Consider the following 23,380-nt stretch of genomic DNA (forward strand, 5'->3'; position numbering starts at 1 on the left):
ATAAAATCGTTTAAAAATCTAATCTTTATGCCACAATCGCCCGCCCTATTACGGAAAATTTCTTATTTTTATTTAGCGAATTCCTTTTCAGGCAACCCCAATACGTCTGTATTTTTAGGTATATGGCCAAGTAGACGTAGCATTGTTACAATTTGTCCTTTATGATGCGATTCATGAGTAATTGAATGGATTAGTAATTGATGGGGTGTTTTTCTCATAAACCCACTATCTGCTTTCCAAGAAGGCACTTTTTCGATAAACTCATCAAATTTGTTTTTGAATTGTTCAAACACACTCTCTACATATTCATCAGCTTGTTTAAAATAGCGTTGAATATCATCCACCTTCATATTATTAATTACTTCCTTCGTTAATAATGGAGATGATGTTTCCGACAGCACAAAAGAACCTAACCATGCATGATAGCAACCTGCCACATGAACTAAAGAATCTCTAATGCTCTGAGAACCAAATTCAAACTCTTTAGTAAATTCATCTTCATTCAATTCTCTGCACTGATCTAATAAAATTTGACGTGTTTGTTTTATCCATTCATATTCTATCTTTTCCATAGCATCTTCCCGTCGCTAAGATATAAAGGAAAGTTTTTACCTTACTATACACCAATTTACATGATTACCCAAAATACTTTAGCAAAATATGTTTCAGATCATCCTCATTATTACTACTCAAAGTGACCTCATCAGCGATCGCCTTTGCCTCGTCTGATGGATTCCCCATCGCACCCCCTATACCTGTCCTGATTGGTAATTCCCCCAAATAAAATTAATAGGTGTATAATTTTATTTTTAATAAGAATTCGCTTATAATTTAAATAAGGATGGTGATTGAATTGAATTTAACAGATAAAAATTTCAACACCTATGAAGAATTCGTAGAGAAACAACAACAAACGGATAAAATTTTGGAATATATTGATGGAATTATTTACATGTCCCCGTCTCCAAGCATAAAACATCAAAGGATATCGTCTTTTCTTCACGGAGAACTTCATAATGTATTAAAAAATAGCGGTTGTGAAGTGTTTTCTGCACCAACGGATGTCATTTTTGAACTAAACGAGAATGATAATAATAAAAATAAAAAGGTTGTCCCCGACTTATTTGTGACATGTAATCCTGAAAATTTCACTGAAAACGAATATGTCGGAGCACCAAGTTTTATCATTGAAATATTAAGTCCATCAAATAAATCTCACGACTTAGTAAGAAAGCTAAATCTTTATATGGAATATGGAGTTAAGGAATATTGGATTGTTGATCCAATGGAAAAACGCATAATGATTTATACACTTGATGAAAATGAAGAAGTACAATTTAATTTAGTCAACGAGAATGAGAAAGCGACTTCTAAATTATTTGAAGGCTTTAAAATCGATACTAAAAATTTGTTTTTCGATTAAATAACAAAAGTTGACAAACAACAGCAAATATGTCGCTGTTGTTTTGTTTAATATTTATCTCATTGTCCCTTTTTTGGATGAGGGATCCTTAAACATTTTACGAAAATTGCCATTAAGACCCCCGCCAGGAGGAATCGCAGTGCAACCAACATGATCGGTTAGCGTACTCAAGTCCAATCTTTCCGATTGCGAAAGAAGATCCCATTAAAGATGTTGTTCATAATTTTATTTGCTTTCACAGTTGTTCATGCCTATAGTTTGTAAGTGTTGTATGAATTCGTCTACGCTACTAAACATTTGGTCTGGTTGAACACTAAACTCTAATGTCTGGTAATTTGGCAACCATTGGACCCCGATTGTATGTACTTTGGCTTGAAAACCCGCCAGAATGTCAGCTTCACTATCTCCAAGAAAAACAGCTTCGGAATTTTTTATGTTAAGATGTTCCAATGCTTTATTTATTCCCTCTGGATGAGGCTTAGGTGTATCTACATCATCACCAGTAATGATTACATCAAATAAGTCATTCATATTCAGGCATTCTAAAGAAATAAGCAGACTTCTCCTTGCTTTCCCCGTTACAATTCCTAATTTATAACCTTCTCTTTTTAATTGCAGAAGTAAGTCGTTAATTTTCTCATTATCCAAAACGAGTTCTCTGTGCTTTTCACTATATTTTTCATAATACAATTCGATTGCTTGATCATGGTTTGAATCTATAAGGTTTTCTCTGATGATACCAGTCTCGGATGGACCGAACATCGCCTTTATCTCATCTGAAGTAACCTCGATGTTATCAAATTCCTTAAATACAGCTTGAAACGCATAAAAACAAATTGGCAAAGTGTCAGCAAGAGTACCATCAAAGTCAAAAATAATCGCTTTGATAATTACACACCCTTTATCAATAATTTTTAAAACGCCTTAAACCTTTAATAATCTACTTTAGTATAAATTGAATCTTCTACTCCGGGAAGTAGTTTGTATATGCTCTTATCAAGTAATCCCTCTAACTCGTTTGTATAAAAACCTTTCCAATGAAGAGAAGTGTGTGCATTTGTCCCATGGCGTAATCCAACTGATACCAATCTTCTTTCAAGTGTAGTGAAGCCTTCGGAATCAGCAAGAGCATCACATAAAGTGATTACTTTATTGTAAATATCGTATGTCCCGTTCTTATTTAGGATTTCAACCAATTTCAATTTCATATATTCGGGGACAAGGCTCCAATCAGCTGCTATTTCTATATGTTTATTCTTGTTCGGAAATGAATGCGTAACACAAACATTTGCGTTACCAAGGAAACCCAATTCCTCAAAGTAAATGTAGCCATCATATGAATGAATAACAGATTTAGTAAACCCTTTGTACCTACCTATATCGTGCAAGAGGGCAGCATTATAACTTAAATCAACATCAACTTCATATCCATTTTTATTTAATTCAATCATGATGTTTTCAGTTGCTTTTGCAACATTGACCGAATGTTGATACCAGGGTCCCGGATTTTGTGCATATGCCCATTCTATAAGCTCTTTTGCATAACCTCTGTCCAATATATATTTCATGGAAAGTTTACCCCTTTCTAATTAGTACTTAATGATAATCTACACTTATAGTTTAATTTCTTACTAAAGTTAAAATATCTTTCGGCTCTTTTAATATATAGTCTGCTGATTCAAACCGTTCTACCGTCTTAGATCCCCATAAAGCAAGAGCAAATTTCACCCCAGCACTCTTTGCACATTGCATATCATAGATTGAATCCCCAATGTAAATGGCATCACGTTGAGTAGCTCCTAAGCCTTCTAAACAAGCTAATAAGGGGGCGGGGTGTGATAGAAGAACAAGATTATTTTACTTTACTACCTTCTATGATAGCCGAACCATTTATTCATGATAAAAAACTGTATTACCTAGAAAGTGAATTTGAAATGCCCTCACACCATATTTATATATTCACCTCAAAAAATCTCAAGAAGGAATCCACTATTAAGAAAGTATTGGATTTGTTAAAGAAATAATCTTTGAAATTATTATTTCTTGTGAATACCAGAAAAAAGGGCTGGATCACTATTGGATCTGCCCCGAATTTATATTGATTTAGATTGAATAACGATTGAATTTTTGGCAACGCTGCTATCAAAATCATTTAAGCTAATATTATTTGAATAATAGTTGTTAACATTGTCATTTCTTTTCCTATGAAAATTTCACCTACCTTTTTACAGCAGGTGGTCCGAATACTCCTCGTTGAAGATCTCGAAATGCCTCCCTTATTTCTTCTGCCGTATTCATTACAAATGGTCCACCAAATGCAATTTCTTCCCGAATTGGAACACCTGAATATATCAACACTTTAGAACGAGTTTTTGCTTTTATTTTTAATTCACTTTGGTTAGACTCGGAGCCTTCTTCATTAAAGGATATTGTAGCTGCTCCTGTTTTACCTATCTTTGTCTTACTTTCTCCGAATTCCATCTCTCCTGCCAACATGTACAAGAATGAATTATGATTCTCAGGTAAAATATGTGTAAACTCAGTTCCTTCACGAAGACTAATTTCCGCCATTGTAATAGGTACCAAACTATTCATTGGTCCTTTTACCCCTGCAATATCACCTGAATAAACTCGAATGGAACCACCTTCAAAGTTCACTACAGGAGCATCTTCAACATAGATGTTTTGATAAGCTGTTTCTGTACGCTTCAAACTTTTTGGAAGGTTTAGCCATACCTGTAATGTATGAATCAAGTCATCATCATAAGCCTCTTCCGCATGTCTAGCTGCCCATCCAGCATTCATATATTGAACATCACCAGCATTTAAAAGGCTATAGCCACCCGCATTATCTATATGTTCAAGCCTTCCATCAACAACATAGGTTACAGTTTGAAAGCCTCGGTGAGGATGATCGGCGAAGACTCCACGCTTATACCAGTCTTCGGCCATAAGAATAAAGGGAGAAAATTCTTGATTCCTCTCAGGATTAAGAATAACTCCTTGTTGGACATGTGGATAACCATTTTTATTATATGTTGGATACCAAAAATCTTTTATATCTCTATGAAATGTTGATTCATTAGACATTTCAAGTCCTCCTTGTTTGAATCTATTGCACCGTGTGATTAAACATATTGATAAACCAATTTCTCTACTGTTTCAGTTACTTTACGCATTCCATTTCCAATGATTTCATCTGCTTTATCAGGACTTGCATTATGTCCCTCAATAACAACCTCATCAGTAACTTGCATACCAAACATTCCAGCAAATATACTTCTCATATAATTCACTGCATGTTCCATCTTCTGCATTTCCGGTGAAGAATAATACCCACCTCTTGCATTCATTAGAATAATCCTTTTCTCTGGCATTAAGTAGACTGGTGAACCATCTGGACCGTATTTGAATGTGTAACCCGCTTCATCAATATAGTCGATAAATGTGTGAAGTTTTGCAGGGACAGTCAAATTCCACAATGGGAAAACAAATACGACTACATCAGCTGCAGCAAATACATCTTTCGCTTTTTGTTTCGCAGCTAGAAGACGTTGTTCTAATTCTGATAGTCCTTCGCCTCTTTGTAATTTGCCGAAAGCATCAAATAATTCTTGCCCGAAGTAAGGCATATCTTCTTCAAAAACATCATAGACAGTCACATTAAGATTTTTTGCATCTTTTATAGACTCCATAAAGGTTTCATACATTTTACTAGATACACCCTCTGGGCGATTATTTGCTTTAACTACTAATAAATTCATTTATAAAATCCTCCTAAATTCCTGTTCCCACAATAAAAGGGAATTGATTATACAACTATTGCATACGCAACACTTGTTGTATAATCAAATTATAGATATGATCTGTTCACCCCTCAAGCAACAAAATCTTCACTTTGTTGCATAAGCCACAAATCACGAAAAATGTCTTATCATTCTGGAATGGAGGTATTTTAATGACGGAGGAAAACACGGATTTGCGTTCAATTCGAACAAGGAAGTTTATTATTGATTCCTTTATAGAACTCTTGGAAAAAAAGGATTTCAATAGTATCACGATTAGTGATATTACAACAGGAGCCATGATTAACCGGGCAACCTTTTATCGTCACTTTCTCGATAAATATGATTTGCTTGAAAAAGTGATAAAAGAAGATTTACTGGAGAATGTACTTAAGGAATTGTCGAATAATGAAGAGTTCAGCGAGGAAATGCTAAAGAGTTTGTTCTTATCTATTACTACATTCCATATGAGCTTATCAACCCGTTGTCAAAGAAGTTATCATGATATGAGCGTGAATATCGAAGCCATATTAAAAAAGGAGCTTGAACAGATTATTTTTCAATCACTATTAAAAAAATATCAGGATGAAAGTATTGAAAAGCTAAGAATGAACTCTACCATGTTAAGTTGGATGGTTTACGGAGCTTCAATTGATTGGAAAGAGAACAGTAATAAATCACCAGAAGAGTATTTAGAAGATGCAAGTTTGTCTATTAGGCAATTATTAAAGAATGAAATAGTGTAGAGTCTTTTCGGTAAAAAGGCGTTACTCCAAGTGGAATAACGCTTTTTGCTTTTAATCAACTTTCTGTTAGAAAGGAATTGAAGGAAAGACCTTATTTATATATTCCTGCCAGTAATCTTCATCGCCATCAATTTCATGAAGCCAACAATACATTAATAAGACTTCAAGAAATTGTTTTTTACCTCTGATAAATGGTTTGCTGGAAATTTTTCTATGTAACGAATTAATATTGAATAAATTACTTTTTTGTTTATAGTCGTACTCATATTTTCGCCAACTATCCTTGCTTCTGATTCTATGCTTAACATCCCAAGTTTCCTCATTTTCAAAAAAGCGAGACACATAGTTTGAAGCAAAAGTCAGCAAATTTACTTGATATTTGTCCCACGTTTTTTTAATCCACTCTTCTACTTCTTCTAATATATAGATATTTTCGAAATCCATTCTTGGATTACTTTGAATTCGATGATGGTCTTTGATGAAAAGGAAAAGCATTTCCGTCTGCTCTTTCAGAAAGTGATTTTTCTTTATGAGTTGTGCATAACAATCATATGAAGCACTGCGAAACTCTTGATCAGTGTTGTATAGATTAAATAAATCATCTTTTTTAAGGTAACTAACAATGGAACGATTCAATTGCTTGTCATAATCATCATAAATTCCAACTAACCATTCCTGGATATCAGATTCATAATGCCGAAGGGAATTTTTATACTTTTCAAGTCGTTCTTCGTTTAATACTGTTTTTTCATCCATTTTTGATTCATCGAGGTATTGATTGAAATATTCAAATATATAGTTCATACACGTTTGCATGTTTTGAGCTTTCGACTCAAAATCAAATTCATTAATTCGATCTTTCTTTTTTCTTTTTGAAATGTATTCTTCAAGAGTAAGCATTCTTATTCACATCCTAAATTATCTTATCTTCCTATACCATTTCTCTATTTATTATACTAAATTCCCTTTTAAACCTTTATACATATCCCGTACCCGTCTACTATGTCCCCATCTAAATTACGTTCCAACGCCCCTTCCCCTTCTCACTCCCCTCAATCCTTTCTCCTACAAGGCCTCACGCCCTATTCACCCGTTCACTCAGAATTCCTCCATAAAATAATTCCGTTCCCGTTTTTTCCGTATTTCCACTCGGGTTTGTAACGATTTTTCACTGATTTTGATAAAAAAATTACGTTCCGTAGTAGACAGAGTAGAGAGGATTCCGAATGAGTGCCTGATCTACCTTTCGCCTGAAAGACAAACGAAAAAGCCAGAAAAAACGCCTGGAAACACTCGATTCTATTATGTGTGGAAAACAACTGAAAAGGAATTGGATAAAGCCTGAACCCTTATTGGACAAGGATTGGAGAGGGCAAACGAAGGGATATGGATTGGAAACTGGTTGAAATGAAGATTGGACTGATATCGAATTGGGATAGGATTTTTTCCGATTTTGGAAATAAAAAAACCGAAGGTCTGCCGGGAATAGTACCGGAAAACCTTCGGAATTGGAACGTTATTTTTATCTAAGAACCCTTAATTATATCTAAGGAATCGAATTTTTATTTGAAGACAATTATGATGAAACAGCACTACATTTCTATTCCACCGTCACGCTCTTCGCCAAATTCCGCGGTTTGTCGATGTCACAGCCTCTATGAAGAGAGGCATAATAAGCAATCAGTTGAAGCGGGATTACGGATATAAATGGAGTTAGCCATTCATGTACTTCTGGCAATACGTAGCGATCCTCGGAGTTGTGAAGTCCCTCCATTGCGATTAAACAAACATTGGCGCCACGAGAAGCTACTTCTTTTGCATTGCCACGGATATTACCGCTGACGTTTTTCTGTGTGTTAAGGGCGATGACAGGTGTCCCTTCCTCGATCAAGGCAATGGTTCCATGTTTAAGTTCTCCACCGGCAAAGCCTTCTGCCTGAATATAGGAGATTTCCTTCAATTTTAAAGCTCCTTCAAGACAAACGAAATAATCCAAACCGCGGCCAATGAAAAAGCAATTTCTTGTGGTCGCTAAAAATTCCGTGGTGATTTTTTCGAATTCGTCTTTTGCGTCACATAAGGTCTCCATCGCTGTAGCGACAATTCCCAGTTCCTGTATCAAATCGAACTCAAGATGAATCTGTTTCGCTTGTGCCAGCACGTAAGAGATTATCGATAAGACAGTAAGCTGAGCTGTATATGCTTTTGTCGAAGCGACGGCAATTTCTGGTCCCGCATGTAGCAGCAACGTATAGTCTGCTTCACGAGACAATGTGGAACCTGGTACATTCGCGATCGTCAAAGAAGGATAACCCCACTCTTTCATTTTTACAAGTACCGCACGACTGTCGGCTGTTTCTCCACTTTGCGAGATAAAGATGAATAACGGTTTTTCAGAAAGAAGGGGTGGATTGTAGGCAAATTCACTACCAATATGCACTTCCACGGGGATCTTCGCCATTTTCTCTATTAGTTGTTTTCCTACTAATCCAGCGTGATAACTTGTGCCCGAAGCAATGATATATAGTCGGTCCGCTTTCCGAAGGGCCTCGATAATATCATCATCTATAACCAAATCACCGCGTTCATTTCGATACGATTGCATGATTTTTCTCATAACAGCTGGCTGTTCATCGATTTCTTTTAACATATAGTGTGGATAGGTTCCTTTTTCAATATCACTTGCATCGAATGCTGCTTGATAAGGCTGTCGTGTCACTGTTGTCCCATCAAGTGTTTGAATAAGTCGCTGATTTTTTTTCACCATGACAATCTCTTGATCCATTAATTCAATAAAAGAATCGGTGACATGAAGCATCGCCATCGCGTCACTCGCTACAACATGGAAGCCTTCCCCGACACCTAATAAGAGCGGGCTTTTGTTTTTCGCTACAAAAATGGTATCCGGTGTTTCTTGATCAAGCATGGCAATCGCATAAGAACCTTTTAATAAAGTTAAGGTTTTCCGAAAAGCTTCAATTGTCTCAAGCCCTTCCTCTGAAAACATCGCAACGAGCTGAACAATTACTTCTGTATCGGTATCACTTTTAAAAATCATTTCTTGTAAGTATTTCTGTTGCAGCTCTGTGTAATTTTCGATAACTCCATTATGGACTAAAGTAAATCGTCCAGAAGTACTTTGATGAGGATGAGCATTTTCATGGCTTGGTACCCCATGTGTCGCCCACCGTGTATGTCCGATTCCCACTTGGGCTTTGACTTTTTCATCCACTACTTCACGTAACTTCGCGATTCGTCCCTTTTCTTTAAAAACTTGAACACCAGTCTCGTTCATCACGGCGATTCCCGCAGAATCGTAACCACGATATTCAAGTTTTTCCAAACCTTTTAATAAAATTTCTTTAGCATCTTCGTGTCCAATATAACCTGTAATTCCGCACATTTATTATTCCTCCCGATAAAAGGAGGTAAGCAGCTTGGGGGCATACTTACCCCCTTTTCTCTGATGTTTGTCTTATGTGCACATCATCTTTCCTTTGTCCACCTGAGTCACCTCGGTGTTTTGAGAAAGACGATTCGACTGTGTGTCTCAGCCGGGAGGCATCCGCCGAAAATTCGATAACCTCCACCTCGTCAACTAATCCTTTAGATTTCGATCATGATTAGTTCTGGCGCTTTATTTAAAAATCCTCTAAGCTCCTTTCTATCCTTGAGTACGTTGAAAACAAAAACTATCATACTATATTATTTTTGGTTTGGTCAAGATGTGTGTAAAATCGATAAAACATTGGCAGTTTATTTTTAGCTTGCATTTAACCTAAATTATTGTGTGATAATGGATTAATAAATTCTATTCCCCTTTGCCCAAATTCCCTTTGATCTTCTCATCAGCTTTAAAATGATGGATAAAATAAAACACAGTAAGACTATAGGTTATTTCGATTATAAATTTAACTTCCTATTTAGTTTGTTTCTTTATTTTCTTTCCTTTTTTCTAGCGCCGATCGTGTATCAAATTAGTACCTTTATCCATCGAGCTATCAAGAGGAAAAGATCTTCTTTAGCTTACCCAAACGAAAAATTTCGCTATCACGATCCATAGCGAAATTTCCGTAAAATATATAAAGTTAAGATTCCCCCGCACAGAAGGCCCATACCGATGAACAAGAAATTGTAATAATTGGTCGCTGTATTTGGTAATTGCGCAACAATTTTCGGTTGTATCGTACTCTCTCCTAAATTTGTTATGCCACCATTGTTGCCACCAGTTTCAGATGTAGCGATTTTGTCTCCCTCTGCAAGAAAAATAATTTCCGCCTCCGCCTTAGAACCTTGAAACTCATTTCCCAAGTGACTAGGCATCGTCACTTCAAAAAACAAGGTTTCGGATTTCCCATTCGCTAATTCCCTTGGTTCAAAACCTGTAAAATCTTTTAATTTCCCCTTGAAAAGGGTGTTCTCCTCTTTTTGTACAAGTAGCTCCAACTCTTCCAAGAGCCCTTTTGTTGATTTCGATTTGCCCATCTTAGCAATATACCTAAGATCCTGGCCTCCGTCATTGGAAATCATAATATTACGCGGAATCCAATCACCTGGTTTTAAGTTATCCGCATGAAACAGAAATCCATTAGGCGTTGTTTCAATATTAATCGGATTTTCCTTAGCTGCCGCATGACTAGCCTCGCCAAACAGAAAAAATAATAAAAGGATGATAAAAGCCTTCATTGGATTTGCCAGTAAACTCTTCACCCTCACGGCCTACCCTCACATTCTTGATTTAATAAAAGACGGGAACCGCTTCCCGCCTTTTTAGTTAAATTATCTTCTTTCTCCCTTTGTTTGCTTTGCATCGAATGTCCACTTTAACTCAACACTTGCACCTTGCAGATTATTTTGGTCTTCCCCATTATCAACGAATTCAAATTGCACAGCTAATTTATCTTTTGTCCCAGCTTTCAAACCACTTTTCTCAGCAAAAATAGAATGACTTAAATTTTTTACTGCATCTGGACTCATACTCTTTAATTCATATAATGTTTTACTTACAATGACGTTAGTTGGTAAAAGGACTCCACTTTTATCTTCATTTCTTAAAAAGTTGACCTTAATGTGTTTACCAAAGTCCTCATCGGTACCAGAGATAGTATAATCCGTAGTTAATAAAACTTGGGAAATGTCTAATGATCCATTATTCTCCAAATTAAATGTCCGTGGCATCCAATCCCCAGGCTTCAAATTATTTACATCAATAATAGTTGTAGGATTTACCGCAAGGTCCAAAGTCCCCGCCGCAAATGTATTTTCAGTTACTTCCGTATCACTAAAATACGCAAATGTTCCCCCACCAACTAAAGCCAGTCCTAGTGCTGCTGATGCTAATCCTAACCCTAAATTCTTTTTGATACTCATTTGTAAATTCCTCCCCTTACCCTGTGGGTATGTATAGTTTTTTTATATTGATCTTTGCGTGTGCAAAGAGTTCAACCTTGATTAAGCTGGTTTTTCATTGTCGGCTTTTTTGACTTTGGAATCGATTTCCCGTAATGTTGTGTAGATCGTGTAGCCTGCATAGCCTAGGAGTAATAGTCCTGGAACAACCATCAGGATAGCGCTACCTGCTTTCGATTGCGAGAAGTTGAAGAAATAACCAATATATGGCACTGTAAAATTGGCATATTGTCCTCGAACATTATCAGATAGAACTAAATCCAGATCAGGAGCATTGTTGTTATCCCCTTTGGTTTCATACATCACTTGGTCTCCACTCTTCACAACGTCCATAACTCTGTGAGTAATGAGCATGCCATCCGCTGTTTGGAAGGTGATGATGTCATCTTTTGCAAGTGATTTGCTTTCCTCTTGATTAAGTGGTTTCACCGCAATCACGGAGCCTGTCATAAAAGTCGGTTCCATTGAACCTGATAAAACAGTTTTCACTTGATAACCAAATATTTGTGGTTCTCCCCCAGATGCTTTGGAGGAGATCACCAAACATACGATAAGGATGAGATTGATAAACAATACAACCGTTACGATATTGCTAAAGACTTTTAATGTTTTTCTCATTCTTGATTCACCTGCTCATCTTTTGTTATTTCCGGTGTAACAGACATCTTTTCTTCCTTTATAGGTGTATCTTGTGGAACTTCTACAGCACGTGCTTTCTCTACATCGGCTTCTTGTCTTGTGGCGTTGTTTTCGATCTGTTGCTCTTTTTTATCTGTTGATTTTGGTTGTTCAGACATCTCTTCTTGATTATCCGGTTTCTCTGGATCTGGTTTCTTTGGAACCGGGTCTTGTTTTGCTTCTTTGCCTGTTACATCTTCAGCTGATACTTGCTGTTTGTTTTCATGGTTAAGTTCTTCTTCCGACTTTTCTTCTGTTTCCTTGCCAATGGCTTTATCATTCGTGTCGACATTCATAGTCTCATAGCTTTCTTCCTGTTCCGTCACTTCTTTTACACGTTCTTCAATTACATCCACTATTATTTCCTTACTCCAAATTTCCTTTTCCCCAGGGTAATCTTCATGCTGGTAGACTATAAACAGGTATTTTCCGTTTTTCTCAGGAGTAAATGTTAGGGTGACTTCTTCTCCCTCTTTTAGGGGTTTAATTGTTAAGCTCTCGGTTAAGGTTTCTCCTTCCTGCGGATTCCCCTTTTCTATGTAGTAAACAGCATATTTTCCCTCTTTTTTCATATCAGAGCCTTCATTCTTAACAGTGGCCGTTATTACTTTATTGGTCATAGTTGCATCCACAAACACTAAAGAACTGCAATCCCACTCCCCGTGCTCCTCTTCTGGACATCCCGAATCTTCTTTTGTCTCCCAAGTGCCTGCCTGTATCGCCCCTGTTAATCCCGTTTGGTTTGAAAAATAAGCATTCGTTTCTCCATTAAAGGAGGATGAAATCCACAACACCAAATACCAAACAGCTAGTATTTTAATGGAAAGCGATAATACTCTTTTTTTAGAGCCGTATTTCCTTAACCGCGTTTGCCTAATTGGAATCCCTCCTTCAACCAGGGAAAGTTCTTTATATTGCATCTTTTGTTCTTAATAAAGAATATAAGAAATAATCTTAGTTGAAAACCCTTAAAAACAGCCGTTTTTTCTTTATAAAGAACAACAAACTTTCTTTTTCTTTCATTTTCTCGTCCATTCTTACTTTTGTTCTTTTTTAAGAACGAAAACTAGCAAATTGATCCTTTCGTGCGTTATAACGCTCACTGACTCTTTTTTCTTCGAATGTTTTTATTCCTCAGAACAAAGGCGCAAGCGCCCGTTTAGCGACGTACAAACTTTTTAGGGGCCTGACGAGATAAAGGAAACACAGTGAGCCTGAAAGGCGGCTGATGTTGACTTATCGTAGGAAGGCACCGAAAGTTTGCTAGTCGCTGGGCGCTGGAGCCAAACGTCAATACCCATTATTAGAAATTATCTACAAGCTAGAATTTTATAGTTTCCTTAACAACAAGAAAAAATCCCCCGTACAAGTACGAGAGATTCTTCCTTAGATAAACTTTTAAATTTGTGGCAATCGATCCGCTTGCATCGCTTCTTTTTGCTGTTTTTGAAAGACTACTTTCGATAAGCCAATCCCCAGTTCATACAGGATAAACAGCGGAATTAATACGATCAATTGGGATACGAAATCAGGCGGTGTAATGATTGCGGATACGATCGCTAACACAATATAAGCGTATTTTCGCGATTTTGCTAGTTGTTCCGGTGTTAAAATTTCAACGGCTGTTAAAAACATTAGCACGAAGGGGACTTCAAATAAAAAACCCATCGGAATCGTGGTCATCATCAAAAAGGAAAAATAACTTTGGGTTGTGATCATCATTTGAAAATTGGTTGTCCCCAGATTCAACAAAAATTGATAGGAAAAAGGAAACACAACATAAAAGCCAAATAGAAGTCCACTCAAAAAACTGAAAAGCATGGCAGGTATATATCTTAATGCCTTTTTACTCTCCAAATCAGTTAAAGCCGGCCGAATAAATTTCCAAAGCAACAAGCCAATAAAAGGAGCAGACACCCCTAAACTAAGGCTGCCCGCTATCCCTGTATAAAAACGAATCACATCTAATGGCCCCAACATCGTCAGTTTTTGGTCTCTGGTAATGATCGGGATCATTTTTTGTGTAAAGATAAGAAAAATCACAAAACAAACGCCAAAAAAGAGAAGCGAATAAATGATCACCTTGCGAAGCTCACCTAAGTGCTCTGTTAAAGCTCTTTCTTCATCCATTTTAGAAACCCCTATTCTTTCGTCGGCTTAGATGCCGACTGCAAGACTTCTGTTGAAGGATGATTCTCTTGTTTTTCTGTTCCTTCTGAGCTCATAATTTCATTCGCTGACTTTTTAAATTCTGATAAAGTTTTGCCAAAGGCTGCGCCAATTTCAGGCAACTTCTTCGGTCCAAATACAATTAAGGTAATGATGAGGATGATAATTAATCCCGGGATACCTATCTGTTGAAAAAACATAGCTGCACTCCTTCCTAGGCTAACTGACCACCTTTTTTACTGTATTGAATGATCCCTTCTGAGGCTCGATATGCTAAAGCACCGAGGGTTCCAGTTGGGTTGTATCCACTGTTGTGAGGAAATGAAGAAGCTCCTACAACAAATACATTATCAGCGTCCCACATTTGCGAATAATTATTCACAGCGGAAATCGATGGATCATCCCCCATTATGACGCCGCCAACATTATGTGTGGTTTGATAAGGAACGATATTATAGTCCATTAATTCTCCAGAGTCCTCAACAATATCTGCACCCATTTCCTTCATCACTTTATGGCTTTGCTTATTAAGATAATTATAGAGATTCCGATCTTGTTCAGTGTAATTATAGGTCATTCTTAACAAAGGCACGCCATAGGCATCTTTATAATTCGGGTCAAGGTCTAGGTAGTTATAACGATAAGGCATCGATGCTCCTTGATAGCCCGCCGAAATTGTTCTTGTGTAATACTTAATTGATTTTTGTTTGAATTCTTTTCCCCATAATGGAGTTCCTGATGGGACTGGGTTATTCCCAATTGGTCGATAGCCTGCTTGACTGACGACAAGGGCACCACCATGAATAAAATCAAGATCACTATGATCAAAATTATCTCCATTAAAATCATCCACCACTTCACCAAGGGCTCCTGCCCCCATATAAGAATTAAAGCGTTCTTTCTCATAAAAACCAGTTGACCCTGGCAATATTTGGTAACAGTAATTTCTTCCAATAACCCCTTTTCCTGTATCTGGATTGTACGGTTGGCCAAGTTTAGAAACGAGTAAAAGTTTGGAATTATTCATTACATAACTAGTCAGAACGACAACATCTGCTGGCTGAATATATTCTTCCCCTTTTAGCGTATCAATATATCTAACGCCAGTTGCTTTCCCGTTTTTATGAATAATTTCCACTACATTGGCATGTGTCCTTAATTCGAAATTACCCGTTTTTTTCGCGGTTGGAATAACGGTCACATTTGGACTTGATTTTGCCCCATATTCACAGCCAAATCGTTCACAAAAAGCACAATATTGACAAGCGTTTAATTTTTCGCCATCTGGATTTGTATAGTCTGTTGACAAATTGGCAGAAGGCAAAGAATAAGGATGGAGCTTCAGTTTTTCTGCAGCATCTCTAAATTTTTTCGTTATAACTGTTTTTTTCATGGGTGGAGTCGGATAATCTGCACTTCGCTTCCCACCTAAAGGATTGGGTTCGCCGGAGATACCGCAAGTTTTTTCAAATTTATCAAAATAGGGTTCTAATTCGTCGTATGTGATCCCCCAATCTTGAATGAGATAATCTTTTTTTATTTTGTTTTTACCATATTTTTCGATTGTCTTACTTTTGATTTCAAAATCATAAGGCAGAAAACGAAAAGTATGCCCATTCCAGTGAATACCCGATCCCCCAACGCCTTCGCCCAGGAGAAACGAGCCTAACTGGCGCATAGGTAACGCTCGTTGATTTCCTTTATTTCGGAAAGTGATGGTTTCCTTTGACACATCTTGCATAAGGTCGTAGCGAATAGCATAACGTAATTCGTCATGCACCATGGAAAAATCTTCTGAATTCCGCTTATCGCCACCTCTTTCTAGTCCAACTACCTTGAGGCCCTCTTTTGCACATTCCGCTGCGATAATTCCTCCCGTCCAACCAACTCCAACGGTTACGACATCTGTTTTTGGTAAAGTTTTTGCCATATCCATCATCCTTTCTTAGCCATTAGACTTTTTCTTTTGCGCCGGCATATGTGCTGTTAAACTAACTGGCTCTATTTCTAAAAAATCAGTCGCTTCGATTTTATCTAGATAACTCATTTGGTTACCCGGGAAGCCTTTCATTTTCCAAGCTGCCATATCCCGGTTCCCACCATAAAGAGGATCCGCATATACACCTTCTAGAACAACCATTCGTAATAAGGTAAAGAAATCATCTGAGGTCACTCCGTCCATTTTGACCTTGCCTTTTTCAAAATCAATTAAAACCTTGTCTTGTTCTTCTTCACTTAATTCTGTGAATTTTTTCTTGTATTTTTCTTGACTATGGGATTGGATTTTTGAAATCCCTTGGCTAAAAATTTCATTTCTTCGTAAATGGGATTGGAATCCCTGCGTTTCTAGCCCAGGATAAAAAGGCCCCATCATATAATCACGTGCATTATTTCCCCATGTCCCTGCTAACTGATGGTCAATATAATAAGGAACATCCAGATCAATCGCTCCTGGTCCAAGATCATCGGCTGGAAAAATTCGCTCTGCTGCTTGGGAAAGAACGGTAAATTCCTCGGGATTGGAAAAAAACATCATGGCTCGCTGATAACTGACTTCTGGACCTTTACCTGAATCTTGCTGTGGTGAGGTTTGTCCTTTTTGATTGGTTTTCAGAGTTTGTTGGGTAATGAGACCACCTAAAACTCCACCACCCACAACACCTCCTGCGACATATCCTCCTTTCCGAATAAACTCTCTTCTTGTCATGCCCTTTTTATCTTGTTGATCGCTCATTCTCATACTCCTTTCAGTGAATGTTAAATAGTATTATTTACAATATCAGGGAAATTACGCATGAAAAGGGGAGATTTTTACAATAAAGCCTATTTCATCTAAATTCGAGTTCATAAATGGGGATTTCCATACAGATCCATTTTCACGTTGGATCCTGAGTCCTGTTTGTCCAAACAGCTGCATATAATGGAGATACACGAAAGAAATATGTAAAGGGGGAGCCAAAATGATCCGTTTTCCTTTTAAATCCCTTCGTTATGTAGTGGCCTATGTTTTTATCATTTCAGGTTTGATGAAAATAACAAGCTCTGAACTCGGAAGCTATTTTGTTCAACTAGGTTTACCTTTTCCCGAAATCATGCTCTATGTTGTTGCGATTATTGAAATCATTGCAGGTGCTTGTCTCTTATTCAACATGGCAACAAAGCTTGCTACTATTCCGTTAATAGCGGTCATGATCGCTGCGCTTGCCATTACGAAAATTCCTCTTCTTTCAACAGACTTTATGGCATTCCTCTTTGAAGCACGGCTAGATATCACGATGTTGGTTTTACTGATCGTTTTGTATAAATCAGAAGCTTCATGATTTTTTGTAGTAGTGGTCCGTATCTTATAAAGGTTCCCCATTTTTAATTAAGCAACCATCTCTCTGTGCAAATGAAGAAGCATTGGTAATCCGACGGAAATACATGCACTTTAAAGGAGGGGAAGGCCAGAAAAATGCGCCACTTGGCAAAGGACGGAATCAGCAATATTTTTAATCCAAAACAATGTCGTTTCAATAAAACAAAATGGGAGATAATAATCGATAGATGGCTTTAAAGGAGTGTATTTTATGGGAGCAATTGAACGAGATGGATATGTTTTTGAACCTGAACACAGTGTAATTGCCCAAAATGGTGCCGTTCATGTTTATAAAGATGGAGAATTTGTGGAAGAAATCAAATTTACTTTTTCCAGGAAATATCCGGAACTTGATCAAATTGAAGAGATTGTAGCGGAATATTGCGATGAAAAGGGTATTTAAACTTATAACAGCTGCCATGATTTAGAAATGGGTAAAGCCAACACGGTCGCCATTCCCCTTTTTTGATGTTTTCTCTGATTCGGGGACGACCACGACGGTCGCCGTACCCCTTTTTTGACTTTTTCTCCAATTCGGGGACGGCCACGACGGTCGCTGTACCCCTTTTTTGATGTTTTCTCTAATTCGGGGACGGCCACGACGGTCGCCGTACCCCTTTTTTGGCTTTTCCTCCAATTCGGGGACGGCCACGACGGTCGCCGTACCCCTTTTTTGACTTTTCCTCCGATTCGGGGACGGCCATGACGTTCGCCGTACCCCTTTTTTGACTTTTCCTCCGATTCGGGGACGGCCATGACGTTCGCCGTACCCCTTTTTTGACTTTTCCTCCGATTCGGGGACGGCCACGACGGTCGCCGTACCCCTTTTTTGATATTTTCTCTAATTCGGGGACGGCCAACGCTCATCACTGTAGCCTTTCTGAGATGCAGTTCATGTCATAATAGCCTTAATTCTTCCGGGAGTGGCTGCTTATTCACCCAGGCATCCAATGTTCGATTAAATAAATCGGGATTCGCAAGGGGGATGCCGTGCCCTACTTGTGGGAAAATAATCCCATTACTAGCAGGATGAGCCTGCACAAGATCCTCGGCGGATTTTCGCATGATTCCCTTTTCTTTTTCTCCAACAGTCACCAAAATCTCCGCCTTTGCTTGTGAGAAATTCCCAGGAAGCGTATAAGTCATATTTTCTTGTAACACCTGAATCAACGTTTCCGTTCTCATTTTCTTGCTCTCTTGAAAGTAAGTCTCAAAATTCCCCTCATTTATGTAAAGCTCTTTGGACTGAAGTCTTGCAAAGGTCCGATTTTTAATTAAGAAAGAAGTCGATTTAATCATTGGACTAATGAGGCTATGCAGGATTGGATTTGGTCTGACTAATGCACTGTTAACCATAGCATAATCAACCAGATCAGGCTCTTGATGCAACATTTCCACCACAATTTGCGCCCCTAGTGAAAAACCAACGACAACCACCTTTTTGTCGGAATTTTCCGGTTTTATCCATTTAATCAATTCTTCTGCGGTATCCCGAATCGAAAAAACATTCTCTTCTCTGCTTTGTCCATGCCCCGGTAAATCAGGTATAAGTATATGGTAATGGTTAAAATATTCTAATTGTTGATTCCACATCCATCCACTCACACCGCCGCCGTGCAAAAAAACGAGCAATGGTCCAGTTCGCTTCCCCGCCTCTTTTACAAACATATTCCCATCCCCCATTTCTTTCTTCTATAAATATACCATCTTCAGGCCCCCACTAGACAGTCAGGTCCTTTGCCGTTGTCTGCCATCCACAATGAAAGCGCTAAATTATTGTTTCTGAGCAACGATGTCAAAAAAATGGGAATTTTGTACAATAAACTTACGATGACTTATAGAGGGGGTGAAAACATATGGAAGCGGTAACTAAAAACTTTTTCATGTTTTTATCCAAAAATAAATTATTGAATACTCTTGCCCAAAAAAGAGGTGGGAATTTTGCTGCGGGGAAAATTATTAGTGGCACAGATTTTGCAAGTTCCATTCCCATCATACGCGCACTAAATCATCAAGGCTTAGCTACAACGGTCGATTACTTGGGGGAATTTGTCGATTCTGAAGAAGTGGCCAATGAAAGAGCGGAAGAATGCATACAGACGATAAAAATGATCCACCAAGAAAAGCTTGACTCCCATATGTCTGTCAAAATGACTTCCTTAGGCCTTGACATTGATCATGAACTTGTCATTCACAATATGACGCGAATTTTGGATACTGCCGAAGAATATGGAATTATAGTCACGATTGACATGGAGGATTCTCCCCGTTGCCAAGCAACGATTGATTTATTTAAACAATTTAAAGAAAAATACAACTGTGTGAGCACTGTATTGCAGGCTTATTTATATCGGACAGAACAAGACTTACAAACCTTAAGTTCCTACCAGCCTTTTTTACGCCTAGTCAAAGGGGCCTATAAGGAACCTGCCGATGTCGCCTATCCCGATAAAAAAGATGTCGACGCCCATTATAAAAAATTAATTGAACAAAGCTTTCAATACGGGTTATATATAGCGATCGCTTCTCATGATGACAACATCATTCAATTCACGAAGGAGCTTGCTGCAAAATTAAAGATCCCAAACGATCAATTTGAATTCCAAATGTTATATGGAATGCGGAGCAAAACGCAATTGGAGCTTGTGAAACAAGGATATAAAATGAGAGTTTATGTCCCGTACGGACGCGACTGGTATGGATATTTTATGCGGAGATTAGCGGAAAGGCCGGCTAATATTGCTTTCGCCTTTAAGGGCTTAACAAAAAAATAAAAGGGATGGATTGTATGATAACGTATAAACATGAACCATTTACAGATTTTTCTAAAGAGGAAAATAAGCAAGCGTTTCAAGCTGGACTAAAAGTGGTAGAACAATACCTTGGTAAGGAATATCCATTAGTCATTGGCGGAGAAAAAGTCACAACAACTGAAAAAATCGTTTCGATTAATCCAGCCAATAAAAAAGAAGTGGTTGGACGAGTATCGAAAGCGAATCAGGAACTGGCAGAACGAGCGATGGATAGTGCTTTGCAAGCTTTTGAATCGTGGAAAAGGGTCAAACCAGAAGTTCGTGCAGATGTCCTATTCAAGGCAGCGGCTATTATTAGACGCCGTAAGCATGAATTTTCCGCACTGCTTGTGAAAGAAGCAGGAAAACCTTGGAATGAGGCGGATGCGGATACCGTTGAAGGAATCGACTTCATGGAATATTATGGCCGGCAAATGCTGGAGCATAAAAATGGCAAGAAGGTTGAAAGCCGCCCAGGAGAATATAATCGCTACACCTATATCCCACTTGGTGTTGGTATTGTCATTTCTCCGTGGAATTTTGCATTTGCCATTATGGCAGGAACAACAGTGGCCGCCCTCGTGTCAGGAAATACTGTCCTATTGAAACCAGCCTCTACTACTCCCGTTGTCGCGGCTAAATTTGTTGAAGTGATGGAAGAAGCAGGTTTACCAAAGGGTGTGCTCAATTATATTCCTGGAAGCGGGGCCGAGATTGGTGATATTCTTGTCGATCATCCGAAAACACGTTTTATTAGTTTTACAGGTTCTAGAGAAGTGGGCACACGCATTTATGAACGTGCAGCTATTGTGAATAAGGGACAGATCTGGTTAAAACGTGTCATTGCAGAAATGGGTGGGAAAGATACCATTGTCGTGGATAAAGAAGCAGATTTAGAGCTTGCGGCTCAATCCATTGTTCGCTCAGCCTTTGGATTTTCAGGGCAAAAATGCTCCGCTTGTTCCCGAGCAATCGTCGTTGAAGATGTGTATGATCAGGTGTTGAATCGGGCTGTTGAATTGACCAAAAAGTTAACGATTGGAGATCCTGTGGAACCAAATAATTTTATGGGGCCTGTCAATGATCAACAGGCTTACGATAAAATTATGGCATATATTGAAATTGGCAAAACAGAAGGGCAATTAATGGTTGGTGGAGAAGGAGACGACACGGAAGGATTTTTTATCCAACCAACTATTTTTGCCGGGCTTGATCCTAATGCGCGGATTATGCAGGAAGAAATTTTTGGACCTGTTGTCGCCTTTGCGAAGGCAAAGGATTTCCAAACCGCCCTTGAAATTGCGAATAACACGGAATATGGATTAACGGGATCCGTGATCACAAACAACCGGATGCATTTAGAGCAAGCCCGTGAAGATTTTCATGTTGGAAATCTTTATTTTAACCGCGGCTGTACAGGAGCCATTGTCGGCTATCAGCCGTTCGGAGGCTTCAATATGTCCGGAACAGACTCGAAAGCTGGTGGACCGGATTACTTGCTTTTGCATATGCAAGCCAAAACGACATCAGAAATGCTGTGATGAACTTTTATCCGAATCATAAGATTTACAGAACCAGGAACAGAAAAAGCTTTAAATTGAAACACATAAATAATGCGGTTCATGAAAAGTATGATACACTTTTCATGAACCGCATTTGTTTTGCTTCCAACTGTGATCCTTCATATATTGTTTACAATAGGAACGGGGGGGGGAATCCGATGGATCGACTGTTAGAAAAAGTTCAATCGCTTACAAACTTGAACGAAATAACCGATATCATGAGTGCACATTTAAAAATGCCGATTGTGATGGAAGATGACCAGTTTTCTTTATTGGCTTACAGTTCTTTTTATATTGATCATTTCGACGAAGTCAATAGGCAAACGATTTTTACTAAACATTGGCCTCTTTCCATTTTGGAAAAGTTTATGGAAAAAGGGATTGTTGATAAACTAAAAACAAATCCTGAACCTTTTCGAGTAGAGCCATTAAGAGAAATTGGCCTAAATCAACGGATCGTTGTAAGCGCTAAATATAATGATCAAATATTAGGTTATATATGGATACAGGAGACAGACCGGCAGTTAAAAGATACGGAGATTGATTTTTTGCAAGCGGTCTCTTTTCATGTAGGTCAGCTTCTTTATCAACAAAAGAAACTTAAATGGAAAAAAGAACAAGAAAAAAGCTCCTTTTATAAAAGGGTAATGGACGACATGTTTCAAACAGAGGCTCAACTCAAATGGGAAGCGGCTAATCTAAATATTTCCTTACCAGATGTATTTACCACCGTTGTTTTTACAGTTAATTCAGCTAGAAAGGACGAGTCTGATAAACTATTGGAAAAGGTAGAACTCTTTGCCAACTCCCTTCCATTTCAGGTGGAGGTTTTTATCGATCAATTAAAAATTACCGTCATCCTTGGTTATAAACATCCTTCATCTAAAAATTTAATAGATTGCGCTAGAGAGTTAACAGCTGCCGTATTCAGTCAATTCAGCAATCGATCTGTTTTCTATGGGATCAGTAACGAATATTCTAGCATTCTTCTGCTCAAAAAAAGCTATCAAGAAGCTCTTGAAGTCATCAAGATTGCCAAATTCATCGGCCCAACCACCCTCCCAACTTACGAATATGGGAGACTGGGTATTTTTCGTTATCTTGAAAGTATTTCCCAATATCACAAAAAATGGAACGATGTAAATGAGAATCTATTGAAACTAAAACAAAAAGATAAAGAAAGTCAAACCCGCCTGCTTCAAACATTGGAAGTTTTCTTATCACAAAACTGTCGCTTAAAACCAACAGCGGAAAAGCTTTTCATTCATCCTAATACATTAAAATACCGCCTAAACCAAATAACAGAACTAACCTCGATCACATTTGACAACTTCCAGGAAAATTGCCAGTTATATATTGATTTACAACTATTAAAGGTTGATTTGATTGATTAATTCCGATCATCATAGCAGCATAAAAATGGTACGATCTTTCTTCACTCCTTTTAAGATATAGTTA

The 23,380-nt window shown here is 38.1% G+C and carries 23 protein-coding genes and 2 pseudogenes; 7 read left to right on the forward strand and 18 right to left on the reverse strand.

Going from position 1 to position 23,380, the window contains the following annotated elements; all coding sequences use genetic code 11:
- Positions 1 to 68: 68 nt before the first annotated feature.
- Entirely contained in the window at positions 69 to 572 is a 504-nt protein-coding gene (locus tag KI363_RS08265) for a DinB family protein (RefSeq protein WP_158324377.1), read from the reverse strand.
- Positions 573 to 853: 281 nt separating this feature from the next.
- On the opposite strand from KI363_RS08265, the gene KI363_RS08270 reads away from it, so the two are divergent.
- Complete coding sequence (locus KI363_RS08270) at positions 854 to 1,423, forward strand: Uma2 family endonuclease (RefSeq protein ID WP_212966076.1); 570 nt, start codon at positions 854 to 856, stop codon at positions 1,421 to 1,423.
- A 74-nt stretch (positions 1,424 to 1,497) separates the two neighbouring features.
- Here KI363_RS08270 and KI363_RS21990 read toward each other — a convergent pair.
- The 6 genes and pseudogenes from KI363_RS21990 to KI363_RS08295 form a co-directional block, all read right to left on the reverse strand.
- Positions 1,498 to 1,628 (reverse strand): annotated as a pseudogene (locus KI363_RS21990) (DMT family transporter); the annotation flags it as partial.
- A 20-nt stretch (positions 1,629 to 1,648) separates the two neighbouring features.
- A complete protein-coding gene (locus KI363_RS08275) occupies positions 1,649 to 2,314 on the reverse strand; it encodes an HAD family hydrolase (RefSeq protein WP_212966104.1) in 666 nt (221 codons plus the stop codon).
- Between the two features lie 41 nt (positions 2,315 to 2,355).
- The gene (locus KI363_RS08280; protein ID WP_212966077.1) at positions 2,356 to 2,991 is read right to left on the reverse strand and encodes an HD domain-containing protein; all 636 of its coding nucleotides are present in this window, start codon (positions 2,989 to 2,991) and stop codon (positions 2,356 to 2,358) included.
- A 52-nt stretch (positions 2,992 to 3,043) separates the two neighbouring features.
- A pseudogene (locus tag KI363_RS08285) lies at positions 3,044 to 3,259 on the reverse strand (HAD family hydrolase); the annotation flags it as partial.
- A gap of 381 nt (positions 3,260 to 3,640) precedes the next feature.
- Positions 3,641 to 4,513 (reverse strand): pirin family protein, encoded by an 873-nt coding sequence (locus KI363_RS08290; RefSeq protein ID WP_212966078.1) that lies wholly within the window; start codon positions 4,511 to 4,513, stop codon positions 3,641 to 3,643.
- A 38-nt stretch (positions 4,514 to 4,551) separates the two neighbouring features.
- On the reverse strand, positions 4,552 to 5,187 hold the full coding sequence (locus KI363_RS08295; protein WP_212966079.1) for an FMN-dependent NADH-azoreductase: 636 nt from the start codon (positions 5,185 to 5,187) through the stop codon (positions 4,552 to 4,554).
- Between the two features lie 194 nt (positions 5,188 to 5,381).
- Here KI363_RS08295 and KI363_RS08300 point away from each other — a divergent pair, with 194 nt between their 5' ends.
- Positions 5,382 to 5,954, forward strand: coding sequence for a TetR/AcrR family transcriptional regulator (locus KI363_RS08300; protein ID WP_212966080.1), 573 nt, complete (start codon positions 5,382 to 5,384; stop codon positions 5,952 to 5,954).
- A gap of 66 nt (positions 5,955 to 6,020) precedes the next feature.
- Here the strand turns inward: KI363_RS08300 and KI363_RS08305 are convergent, their stop codons facing one another.
- The 10 genes from KI363_RS08305 to KI363_RS08350 form a co-directional block, all read right to left on the reverse strand.
- A complete protein-coding gene (locus KI363_RS08305; RefSeq protein ID WP_212966081.1) occupies positions 6,021 to 6,854 on the reverse strand; it encodes a hypothetical protein in 834 nt (277 codons plus the stop codon).
- Between the two features lie 700 nt (positions 6,855 to 7,554).
- Entirely contained in the window at positions 7,555 to 9,357 is a 1,803-nt protein-coding gene (gene glmS / locus KI363_RS08310; protein WP_212966082.1) for a glutamine--fructose-6-phosphate transaminase (isomerizing), read from the reverse strand.
- 647 nt (positions 9,358 to 10,004) lie between these two features.
- Positions 10,005 to 10,670: an LPxTATN C-terminal sorting signal domain gene (locus tag KI363_RS08315; RefSeq protein WP_212966083.1), complete on the reverse strand. Its 666-nt coding sequence runs from the start codon at positions 10,668 to 10,670 to the stop codon at positions 10,005 to 10,007.
- A gap of 63 nt (positions 10,671 to 10,733) precedes the next feature.
- A complete protein-coding gene (locus KI363_RS08320; RefSeq protein ID WP_212966084.1) occupies positions 10,734 to 11,324 on the reverse strand; it encodes a TasA family protein in 591 nt (196 codons plus the stop codon).
- Positions 11,325 to 11,405: 81 nt separating this feature from the next.
- Positions 11,406 to 11,981: a signal peptidase I SipW gene (gene sipW / locus KI363_RS08325; RefSeq protein WP_212966085.1), complete on the reverse strand. Its 576-nt coding sequence runs from the start codon at positions 11,979 to 11,981 to the stop codon at positions 11,406 to 11,408.
- Complete coding sequence (gene tapA, locus KI363_RS08330; protein ID WP_158323390.1) at positions 11,978 to 12,961, reverse strand: amyloid fiber anchoring/assembly protein TapA; 984 nt, start codon at positions 12,959 to 12,961, stop codon at positions 11,978 to 11,980. Before tapA ends, sipW begins: the two co-directional genes overlap by 4 nt.
- 478 nt (positions 12,962 to 13,439) lie before the next feature.
- Positions 13,440 to 14,171 carry a twin-arginine translocase subunit TatC gene (tatC, locus tag KI363_RS08335; RefSeq protein WP_158323389.1) on the reverse strand — a complete coding sequence of 244 codons (732 nt, stop codon included), beginning with the start codon at positions 14,169 to 14,171 and terminating at the stop codon, positions 13,440 to 13,442.
- 11 nt (positions 14,172 to 14,182) lie between these two features.
- A complete protein-coding gene (gene tatA / locus KI363_RS08340; protein ID WP_158323388.1) occupies positions 14,183 to 14,410 on the reverse strand; it encodes a twin-arginine translocase TatA/TatE family subunit in 228 nt (75 codons plus the stop codon).
- A gap of 14 nt (positions 14,411 to 14,424) precedes the next feature.
- Entirely contained in the window at positions 14,425 to 16,140 is a 1,716-nt protein-coding gene (locus tag KI363_RS08345) for a GMC family oxidoreductase (protein ID WP_158323387.1), read from the reverse strand.
- A gap of 15 nt (positions 16,141 to 16,155) precedes the next feature.
- Positions 16,156 to 16,944 carry a gluconate 2-dehydrogenase subunit 3 family protein gene (locus KI363_RS08350; RefSeq protein WP_191967531.1) on the reverse strand — a complete coding sequence of 263 codons (789 nt, stop codon included), beginning with the start codon at positions 16,942 to 16,944 and terminating at the stop codon, positions 16,156 to 16,158.
- A 226-nt stretch (positions 16,945 to 17,170) separates the two neighbouring features.
- Here KI363_RS08350 and KI363_RS08355 point away from each other — a divergent pair, with 226 nt between their 5' ends.
- Together KI363_RS08355 and KI363_RS08360 are read left to right on the forward strand one after the other, a co-directional pair.
- Positions 17,171 to 17,530 carry a DoxX family protein gene (locus tag KI363_RS08355; RefSeq protein WP_158323385.1) on the forward strand — a complete coding sequence of 120 codons (360 nt, stop codon included), beginning with the start codon at positions 17,171 to 17,173 and terminating at the stop codon, positions 17,528 to 17,530.
- Positions 17,531 to 17,779: 249 nt separating this feature from the next.
- The gene (locus KI363_RS08360) at positions 17,780 to 17,971 is read left to right on the forward strand and encodes a YbxH family protein (protein WP_212966086.1); all 192 of its coding nucleotides are present in this window, start codon (positions 17,780 to 17,782) and stop codon (positions 17,969 to 17,971) included.
- Positions 17,972 to 18,465: 494 nt separating this feature from the next.
- Here KI363_RS08360 and KI363_RS08365 read toward each other — a convergent pair whose 3' ends face one another.
- The gene (locus KI363_RS08365) at positions 18,466 to 19,236 is read right to left on the reverse strand and encodes an alpha/beta fold hydrolase (protein ID WP_246516811.1); all 771 of its coding nucleotides are present in this window, start codon (positions 19,234 to 19,236) and stop codon (positions 18,466 to 18,468) included.
- Positions 19,237 to 19,424: 188 nt separating this feature from the next.
- Here KI363_RS08365 and KI363_RS08370 point away from each other — a divergent pair, with 188 nt between their 5' ends.
- The 3 genes from KI363_RS08370 to KI363_RS08380 all read left to right on the forward strand — a co-directional run bounded on the left by KI363_RS08370 (position 19,425) and on the right by KI363_RS08380 (position 23,316).
- Entirely contained in the window at positions 19,425 to 20,342 is a 918-nt protein-coding gene (locus tag KI363_RS08370) for a proline dehydrogenase family protein (RefSeq protein WP_212966088.1), read from the forward strand.
- A gap of 14 nt (positions 20,343 to 20,356) precedes the next feature.
- Positions 20,357 to 21,901: an L-glutamate gamma-semialdehyde dehydrogenase gene (pruA, locus tag KI363_RS08375; RefSeq protein WP_212966089.1), complete on the forward strand. Its 1,545-nt coding sequence runs from the start codon at positions 20,357 to 20,359 to the stop codon at positions 21,899 to 21,901.
- 179 nt (positions 21,902 to 22,080) lie between these two features.
- Positions 22,081 to 23,316, forward strand: coding sequence for a PucR family transcriptional regulator (locus KI363_RS08380; RefSeq protein WP_212966090.1), 1,236 nt, complete (start codon positions 22,081 to 22,083; stop codon positions 23,314 to 23,316).
- The last annotated feature ends 64 nt before the right edge of the window (positions 23,317 to 23,380 follow it).

The sequence above is a fragment of the Lederbergia ruris genome (assembly GCF_018332955.1).
Classification (GTDB): Bacteria; Bacillota; Bacilli; order Bacillales; family Bacillaceae_C; genus Lederbergia; species Lederbergia ruris.

What these genes read in the sequence shown, in the direction of transcription:
- KI363_RS08380 (WP_212966090.1), top strand. Translation starts at nt 22,081, where the DNA reads ATGGATCGACTGTTAGAAAAAGTTCAATCGCTTACAAACTTGAACGAA.
- KI363_RS08295 (WP_212966079.1), bottom strand. Translation starts at nt 5,187, where the DNA reads ATGAATTTATTAGTAGTTAAAGCAAATAATCGCCCAGAGGGTGTATCT.
- KI363_RS08300 (WP_212966080.1), top strand. Translation starts at nt 5,382, where the DNA reads ATGACGGAGGAAAACACGGATTTGCGTTCAATTCGAACAAGGAAGTTT.
- KI363_RS08345 (WP_158323387.1), bottom strand. Translation starts at nt 16,140, where the DNA reads ATGGCAAAAACTTTACCAAAAACAGATGTCGTAACCGTTGGAGTTGGT.
- KI363_RS08280 (WP_212966077.1), bottom strand. Translation starts at nt 2,991, where the DNA reads ATGAAATATATATTGGACAGAGGTTATGCAAAAGAGCTTATAGAATGG.
- KI363_RS08360 (WP_212966086.1), top strand. Translation starts at nt 17,780, where the DNA reads ATGGGAGCAATTGAACGAGATGGATATGTTTTTGAACCTGAACACAGT.
- tatC (WP_158323389.1), bottom strand. Translation starts at nt 14,171, where the DNA reads ATGGATGAAGAAAGAGCTTTAACAGAGCACTTAGGTGAGCTTCGCAAG.
- sipW (WP_212966085.1), bottom strand. Translation starts at nt 11,981, where the DNA reads ATGAGAAAAACATTAAAAGTCTTTAGCAATATCGTAACGGTTGTATTG.
- KI363_RS08355 (WP_158323385.1), top strand. Translation starts at nt 17,171, where the DNA reads ATGATCCGTTTTCCTTTTAAATCCCTTCGTTATGTAGTGGCCTATGTT.
- KI363_RS08305 (WP_212966081.1), bottom strand. Translation starts at nt 6,854, where the DNA reads ATGCTTACTCTTGAAGAATACATTTCAAAAAGAAAAAAGAAAGATCGA.
- tapA (WP_158323390.1), bottom strand. Translation starts at nt 12,961, where the DNA reads ATGCAATATAAAGAACTTTCCCTGGTTGAAGGAGGGATTCCAATTAGG.
- KI363_RS08320 (WP_212966084.1), bottom strand. Translation starts at nt 11,324, where the DNA reads ATGAGTATCAAAAAGAATTTAGGGTTAGGATTAGCATCAGCAGCACTA.
- KI363_RS08265 (WP_158324377.1), bottom strand. Translation starts at nt 572, where the DNA reads ATGGAAAAGATAGAATATGAATGGATAAAACAAACACGTCAAATTTTA.
- KI363_RS08350 (WP_191967531.1), bottom strand. Translation starts at nt 16,944, where the DNA reads ATGAGCGATCAACAAGATAAAAAGGGCATGACAAGAAGAGAGTTTATT.
- KI363_RS08290 (WP_212966078.1), bottom strand. Translation starts at nt 4,513, where the DNA reads ATGTCTAATGAATCAACATTTCATAGAGATATAAAAGATTTTTGGTAT.
- KI363_RS08370 (WP_212966088.1), top strand. Translation starts at nt 19,425, where the DNA reads ATGGAAGCGGTAACTAAAAACTTTTTCATGTTTTTATCCAAAAATAAA.
- KI363_RS08365 (WP_246516811.1), bottom strand. Translation starts at nt 19,236, where the DNA reads ATGTTTGTAAAAGAGGCGGGGAAGCGAACTGGACCATTGCTCGTTTTT.
- tatA (WP_158323388.1), bottom strand. Translation starts at nt 14,410, where the DNA reads ATGTTTTTTCAACAGATAGGTATCCCGGGATTAATTATCATCCTCATC.
- glmS (WP_212966082.1), bottom strand. Translation starts at nt 9,357, where the DNA reads ATGTGCGGAATTACAGGTTATATTGGACACGAAGATGCTAAAGAAATT.
- pruA (WP_212966089.1), top strand. Translation starts at nt 20,357, where the DNA reads ATGATAACGTATAAACATGAACCATTTACAGATTTTTCTAAAGAGGAA.